Here is a 5110-nt window from a genome sequence, read left to right as displayed (position 1 = left end):
CGCCGGGGGCCGGCCCTGCGCTCGGTGGTGGAGCGGGGGCCCCGGGTCAGAACGTGAGCACCCCGCGGGCCACGCGGCCGTGGTGGGCGTCGTCGACGGCCTTGGCGAAGTCCTCGACCGGGTAGACCTCGGTGACGAGTTCGTCGAGCAGCAGCCTTCCCTGCCGGTAGAGCTCGGCGTAGAGGGCGATGTCGCGCTGCGGGCGGGAGGAACCGTAGCGGCAGCCCATGATGGTCTTGTCGAGGTACATGGACGAGACCTGGAACGAGGCCTCCTCCTTGAAGCCGGGCACGCCGAGCAGGACCGCCTGTCCGTGCCGGTCGAGGAGGTCGACGGCCTGCCGGATCAGCTTGACGCTGCCGACGCACTCGAAGGCGTGGTCGGTGCCCGTCGGCAGGATCTCGCGGACCGCCGCCGAGGAGTCCGCCACGGCCGAGGCGTCGATGAAGTGCGTGGCCCCGAACCGCCGGGCCACCGCCTCCTTCGCCGGGTTCGCGTCCACCGCCACGATGGTGCCCGCGCCCGCGATCCGGGCGCCCTGGATCACGTTGAGCCCGATCCCGCCGGTGCCGATGACGACCACCGACTCGCCGTGGTCGACGCGGGCCCGGTTCAGCACGGCCCCCACGCCGGTCAGGACGCCGCAGCCGATGAGCGCCGCCGAGGTCAGCGGAACGTCGGCCGGGATCTTCACCGCCTGGACGGCCTTGACGATCGTCCGTTCCGCGAACGCCGAGTTGGCGGCGAACTGGAAGAGCGGCTTCCCGCCCCGGGAGAACGGCTGTCCGGGCATCCCGATGGCCTTGCGGCACATGGTGGGCCGGCCCCGGTCGCAGTCGGCGCAGGCGCCGCAGTTGGCCAGGGTCGACAGGGAGACGTGGTCGCCCGGCGCCACGTGCGTGACCCCGGCCCCGACCGCCTCCACCACTCCCGCGCCCTCGTGCCCCAGTACCACCGGCGGCGGGAACGGTATCGTCCCGTCGATCACCGACAGGTCGCTGTGGCACAGCCCGGCCGCCGCGATCGCGACCAGCACCTCCCCCGGTCCCGGGTCGCGGATCTCCAGGTCCTCGACCACCTGGGCCTGCTTGCCGTCGAACACGACGCCTCTCACCTGGGCTCCTTAGGCAGGCCGAGCACGCGCTCGGCGATGATGTTGCGCTGGATCTCGTCCGAGCCGCCGTAGATCGTGTCGGCGCGGGTGAACAGGAACAGGCGCTGTGCCTCGTCGAGTCCGAGCTCGTAGGGCAGCTCCGGCGCCCAGTCCGCGGGCCCGGCGCAGGCCGCGGCCCCGCGGACCGCCACCGCCAGCTCGCCGAGCCGCCGGTGCCAGCCGCCCCACAGCAGCTTGGCCACGCTCGGCGCACCCGGATCGCCCGTGGTGCCCAGGGTCCGCAGGGCGTTCCAGCGCATGGTGCGCAGTTCGGCCCACTGCCGTACGAGGCGCTCGCGCAGGACGGGGTCCGCCGCGCCCGAGGACAGGTGGGACGCCACCACCCGCTCCAGCTCCGCCGCGAACCCGATCTGCTGGACCAGCGTGGAGACCCCGCGTTCCAGGGCGAGCAGTCCCATGGCCACGGTCCAGCCGTTGCCCTCCCCGCCGACGACCTCGGCCGCCACCGCTCCGTCGAAGAACACCTCGTTGAACTCCGAGGTCCCCGACATCTGGCGGATCGGCCGGACCTCGACCCGGCCGGGCTGGTCCATCCGCACGAGCAGGAACGACAGCCCCCGGTGGCGCCGGGAGCCGGGTTCGGTGCGGGCCAGGACGAAGCACCAGTCGGCGTCCCGGGCCAGGGAGGTCCAGATCTTCTGCCCGGTGACGCGGAGGGACCCGTCGCCGGCGTCCCGCACCGCGCTGGTACGGATGCCCGCGAGGTCGGACCCGGCGCCCGGCTCGCTGTACCCCTGGCACCACAGCTCCTCGCCGCGCGCGATGGCGGGCAGGAAGCGGCCCCGCTGCTCCGGGGACCCGTACGCGATCAGGGTCGGCGCGAGGAGGTTCTCGCCGATGTGGCCGACCCGGCCGGGGGCGCGCAGCGCCGCGTACTCCTCGGCCCAGACGACCTGGCCGGTGAGGGAGAGCCGCCGGTTGCCGTGGTCCTCGTCCGGCCCCGTGTCCCAGCCCTGGCCGATCCAGCCGCCGCGGCCGAGTTCGCGTTCCCAGGCGCGCCGGGTGTCGATGCCCTCGTGTTCGCTGCCGGGTCCGCCGCGGCCGAGGACCTGCGCGTACGGGCCCACGAGGTGCTCGGTGAGCCAGGCACGGGCGCGGGCGCGCAGTTCCTCGTCCTCGGTCCCGAAGCCGAAGTCCATGTCGTCGGGGCTCCCCTACGCGTTGGGGCGGTCCTTGGCGGCCGCCGTCTTGGCCATGGCCTCCAGCTGCGCCAGCATCGGCATCGGGTCGGTGCCGACCGTCCCGGGCAGGAAATCGGCGATCCTCTCGGGGGTCCAGGAGCCCTCGGCGTAGCCGGCGCGCAGTTCGCGCGGCTGCGCCCAGACGGCGATCTTCGGGCCGGCGATCGTGTAGACCTGCCCGGTGATCCGCTCGCCCCCGACGGCGACGGCCTTGTCGGAGAGCAGGTAGGTGACCAGGGCGGCGACGTCCTCGGGCTCGCCGATCTCCTTGAGCTCCATGGGGACGCCCGCCGACATCCGGGTCCGGGCGACGGGTGCGACGGCGTTGGCGGTGACCCCGTACTTGGCCAGGCCCAGGGCTGCGGAACGGACGAGGGAGATGATCCCGCCCTTGGCCGCGCTGTAGTTGGCCTGGGCGACGGAGCCCTGGTGGTTGCCGCTGGTGAAGCCGATGAGGGTGCCGCCGCCCTGGCGGCGCATGACGGCGGACGCGGCGCGGAAGACGGTGAAGGTGCCCTTGAGGTGGGTGGCGACGACCGGGTCCCACTCCTCCTCGGACATGTTGAACAGCATCCGCTCGCGCAGGATGCCGGCGACGCACACGACGCCGTCGATGCGGCCGTACTGCGCGAGGGCGGTGTCGACGATGCGCTGGCCGCCCGCCATGGTGGAGATGTCGTCGGCGACGGCGACGGCCTGGCCGCCGGCCGCGGTGATCTCCTTGACCACGGATTCGGCGATCTCGCTGGTGGGCTCGCCGCCCTCGATGCCGACCCCGTAGTCGTTGACGACGACCCGGGCGCCCTCGGCGGCCGCGGCGAGGGCCACGGCCCGTCCGATGCCCCGGCCCGCGCCGGTGACGGCGACGACCTTGCCTGCCAAGAAGTTCCCCACGCCCGACCCCTTCCCGCGTTTTCTGACGGACCGTTAGATTCTATGGGCAGTCGGATGCGGCTGCACAAGCCCCCGTTCACATCTCCCCGCGACAAGGAGCCGATGAGGCCATGGGCATGCCCCCCGAGTTCCACGACATCGCCAAGCGCGTCAACAACTGGGGCCGCTGGGGCGCCGACGACGAGATCGGCACGCTGAACCTGATCACCGACGAGGTCGTGCGGGCGGCCGTGGCCGAGGTCCGCTCGGGCCGCCGGGTCCCGCTCGCGCTCCCGCTCAAGGAGGACGGGGTCCAGGCCGGCCTGATCCCCGGCCGGATCAACCCGCTGCACACGATGGTGCAGATCAACCAGGAGCTCTTCGGGCCGGGCACGGTGGCGTGCAGCGACGACGCCGTGACCATGGGCCTGCAGGCCGGAACCCACTGGGACGCCCTCACGCACGTCTCGCACTCGGGGAAGATCTACAACGGGCGCCCGGCCGGCACCGTCACGGCGCACGGGCGCGCCGAGTTCAGCGGCATCGACAAGGCCGGGCCCATCGTCTCGCGGGGCGTCCTGCTGGACGTGGCCCGCGCGAAGGGCCTGGACCGGCTGCCCGGCGGCCACGCGGTCACCCCCGAGGACCTGGCGCAGGCCGAGGAGTTCGGCGGGGTGACCGTACGCGCCGGCGACGTCGTCCTCGTGCGGACCGGGCAGGTCCAGGTCTACCTGGCGGGCGACAAGCACGGCTACGGCTTCCCCTCGCCCGGGCTGTCCGTCCGCACGCCCGAGTGGTTCCACGCGCGGGACGTGGCGGCCGTCGCCAACGACACCCTGACCTTCGAGATCTTCCCGCCGGAGATCGACGGTCTGTGGCTGCCGGTGCACGCTCTGGACCTGGTCGAGATGGGCATGCACCAGGGCCAGAACTGGAATCTCGAAAAGTTGTCCACAGCCTGTGCAGAAGAGAACCGGTACGGCTTCCTGCTCTCGGCCATGCCCGAGCCGTTCGTCGGCGGCGTGGGCACCCCGGTCGCCCCGGTGGCCGTCCTCTGAGGCGCCCCGTACGTGCCGCACCGCCGCCGGCCGCCACCGGGCGTGGCGGCCGGTCCACGGGCGGCGCCTCAGCGGTAGCGGGCCGCCGCGGACGCGAAGGCAGAAGCCTCGGCGGGGGTCAGGGCGGTGACGCAGACCCAGGAGAGGTCCGCGAACTCGATGTCCATGCGGCCCTTCTGGAGCACCCCTGCGGCATTCGCCCGGACGACGGTGACCGCCGACCGCGGGACCTCCCAGTACTGCTTCATCACGGGCGTCGACTGCCACAGCGGCGAGACGTCCGTCAGCGCGAACCAGCGCCGGTCCGTCACCACCAGGACGTCCGTCGCCGAACCGCGCGCGCCGGCGCGGTCGATCAGGAACCGTCCGGCCGAGCTCTGCCAGCCGCCCGCCATGCCCTTGCCGTCCGCCGGGCCGGGGGCCCGTTCACCGGGATCCCGGCGCGGGTCGTGCCCGCGGGCCTTGAGGAGCTGCTGGAGGGAGCGCGGGAGCCTGTCCTCGATCCGCCGGCCGAGCGCCGCCGGCTCCGGGGGTGCGAGCAGGTCCTCCGGCGGATTCGGCACCCCCGGGGCCGGTTCGCAGGCACATACGGCGATCAACCGCTCTTCGGGCTGCAGGAATTCCTCGGCCTGGAGACGCCTGTCCTGGTTCAACGCGCTTGCTCCTACTGCTGAGTAACGTCGAGTGCGTCCCCAATTGTTCTCGAAGCGGAATCCTCCGTTACCACCGGCCCCGGCCATATCCCCCGGGCTGCAAACCCCCGGCCGCTTCCCGGGCCCGAGCCCGCCGCTCACCTCGCCCCCTGGACACCACAACAGCGAAAA

5 protein-coding genes are annotated in these 5110 nt (G+C 73.0%); 1 reads left to right on the top strand and 4 read right to left on the bottom strand.

Going from position 1 to position 5110, the window contains the following annotated elements:
• Nucleotides 1-46: 46 nt before the first annotated feature.
• From ACFXA3_RS34945 to ACFXA3_RS34935, 3 genes are read right to left on the bottom strand one after another with little or no spacing between them, the layout of a single operon-like run.
• A complete protein-coding gene (locus tag ACFXA3_RS34945; protein ID WP_385193761.1) occupies nt 47-1114 on the bottom strand; it encodes a Zn-dependent alcohol dehydrogenase in 1068 nt (355 codons plus the stop codon).
• The gene (locus ACFXA3_RS34940; protein WP_385193759.1) at nt 1111-2313 is read right to left on the bottom strand and encodes an acyl-CoA dehydrogenase family protein; all 1203 of its coding nucleotides are present in this window, start codon (nt 2311-2313) and stop codon (nt 1111-1113) included. Before ACFXA3_RS34940 ends, ACFXA3_RS34945 begins: the two co-directional genes overlap by 4 nt.
• 15 nt (nt 2314-2328) lie before the next feature.
• Complete coding sequence (locus ACFXA3_RS34935; protein WP_385193757.1) at nt 2329-3249, bottom strand: SDR family NAD(P)-dependent oxidoreductase; 921 nt, start codon at nt 3247-3249, stop codon at nt 2329-2331.
• A 110-nt stretch (nt 3250-3359) separates the two neighbouring features.
• Between ACFXA3_RS34935 and ACFXA3_RS34930 the strand changes: the two genes are divergently transcribed.
• Nucleotides 3360-4286, top strand: a complete 927-nt coding sequence (locus ACFXA3_RS34930) for a cyclase family protein (RefSeq protein WP_385193755.1) — start codon at nt 3360-3362, stop codon at nt 4284-4286.
• 68 nt (nt 4287-4354) lie between these two features.
• Here ACFXA3_RS34930 and ACFXA3_RS34925 read toward each other — a convergent pair whose 3' ends face one another.
• A complete protein-coding gene (locus ACFXA3_RS34925; protein ID WP_385193752.1) occupies nt 4355-4939 on the bottom strand; it encodes a hypothetical protein in 585 nt (194 codons plus the stop codon).
• Nucleotides 4940-5110: the final 171 nt, after the last annotated feature.

This window comes from Streptomyces sp. NPDC059456 (assembly GCF_042750055.1).
Taxonomy (GTDB): domain Bacteria; phylum Actinomycetota; class Actinomycetes; order Streptomycetales; family Streptomycetaceae; genus Streptomyces.
This window is presented reverse-complemented; position numbering and strand designations above follow the sequence as displayed.

Bases quoted from the DNA above. Each gene is read 5' to 3' on its own strand.
- ACFXA3_RS34930 (WP_385193755.1), top strand. From the start codon at position 3,360: ATGGGCATGCCCCCCGAGTTCCACGACATCGCCAAGCGCGTCAACAAC.
- ACFXA3_RS34940 (WP_385193759.1), bottom strand. From the start codon at position 2,313: ATGGACTTCGGCTTCGGGACCGAGGACGAGGAACTGCGCGCCCGCGCC.